The organism is Nostoc sp. (assembly GCF_035638895.1).
Taxonomy (GTDB): Bacteria; Cyanobacteriota; Cyanobacteriia; order Cyanobacteriales; family Nostocaceae; genus Nostoc.
Genome location: NZ_DASQZC010000148.1, coordinates 1 through 1,689, shown reverse-complemented (window position 1 = coordinate 1,689; position 1,689 = coordinate 1). Strand labels below are relative to the sequence as shown.

Sequence of the window (1,689 nt, the reverse complement as noted above, 5' to 3'; positions counted from 1 at the left end):
CCTTGCAAGCTATTACTTGTCGTGAGTTTGTGCTGAATTCGGCAAACTGGGCTGGATATGTAATTATGCCCACGCACTATTTTTTAAGATAACGCCTACTGAGATTATCTCTCGTAAGTGGATGATGGAGATAAACGGAGTTCCAAGGTGAATGAATCCAGTTCCGAGATGAATGAATCCAGTTCCGAGGTGGATGAACGGAGTTCTGAAGTGGATGAACGGAGTTCCGAGGCGGATGAACGGAGTTCCGAGGCGGATGAATCCAGTTCTGAGGTGGATGAACCCAGTTCTGAGGTGGATGAACTAGATTCTAACTCTCCCCTGCCCCCTACCTCCTGATTTCCTGCAACTTGATTTTAAGGCTGGCTTTTTCAGCTAGGATTCGCTAAACTCACGCATATTAAATTTGCAATTAAATACTTTTAATTAGCAACTGCCAGAAGACTAGGATACCAATGTGGGAAAGAAAATACAATTCATAGATAGGCTGCGATTGGGTTTCGCGGTGTCAGTGGCAAAAACTGTAACCTTTATAGTGCGATCGCTCCGTCTGGGTGCTGCTAGTGTATTACCAGGCTCAATTGCTCGTCGCATTGAACCCCGAATTTTAGAATTATTGAGTCAGCAAGTTAAAAACGGGGTGATTTTAATTGCTGGTACTAATGGTAAAACCACTACAGCGCTGCTTTTATGCACAATACTAGAACGCAAGGGTTTTCGCGTCACTCATAATTCTACAGGTGCAAATCTGGAAAATGGCTTGATGACGGCGCTGTTAGAAAGCACCAACTTACTAGGTACGCTAAACGCTGATTACGCCATTTTGGAAGTTGACGAAAATATTGTTCCAAGAGTATTAGCACCACTCCAGCCGCGAATTATTCTCTGTTTAAACTTGTTCCGCGACCAACTCGATAGGTACGGCGAAGTAGACACAATTAGTAAGCGTTGGACAAAAGTTATTTCTACGCTACCACCAGAAACAGTGGTAATTCCTAATGCTGACGACCCAACTTTATCTAACCTTGGTCAGCAGTTACCCCAACGGGTGTTATTCTTTGGCTTGAATGAACCAGAACATTATTTAGAAGCAATTCCTCACGCCGTTGATTCTATTTATTGTCCCAAATGTGGACACTCTCTAGATTACAAAGGTGTTTATTTGTCTCATTTGGGAGATTTTACTTGTCCTAAGTGTGGTTTTAGTAAAAGTAAACCAACTCTAGAAAGTAGTGAATGGTCGCAAATTCTAGTTGGTTTGTACAACAAATATAATACTTTAGCTGCTGCTACTGCGGCTATTGAGTTAGGAGTTGATGAAGTAACAATTAGAGATACTATTAATACCTTCCAAGCTGCATTTGGTCGGGCAGAAGATTTAGTAATTAACGGTAAACGAGTGCGAATATTGTTATCAAAAAATCCTGTAGGAACGAATGAAACCATTCGCGTAGTTACTCAAAGCACAGATAAAACCACACTGCTAATCTTGAACGATCGCACACCTGATGGTACTGATGTATCCTGGATTTGGGATGTGGATACCGAGAAATTAGTCGAACGCGGCGGGACTTTAGTAGTGAGTGGCGATCGCGTCTATGATATGGCACTACGTCTACGTTACAGCCAAAAGTCCCATCAGAGTAACTTAAATTTAATTGTGGAAGAAGATTTACGACAAGCGATCGC

General features: G+C 42.2%; 2 protein-coding genes. Both read left to right on the top strand.

Features of this window, described 5'->3' with window-relative positions; all coding sequences use genetic code 11:
* Positions 1 to 147: 147 nt before the first annotated feature.
* On the top strand, positions 148 to 339 hold the full coding sequence (locus VE944_RS07110) for a hypothetical protein (RefSeq protein WP_324974335.1): 192 nt from the start codon (positions 148 to 150) through the stop codon (positions 337 to 339).
* 118 nt (positions 340 to 457) lie between these two features.
* On the top strand, positions 458 to 1,689 hold a 1,232-nt coding region (locus VE944_RS07105), incomplete at its 3' end, for a Mur ligase family protein (RefSeq protein ID WP_324974332.1).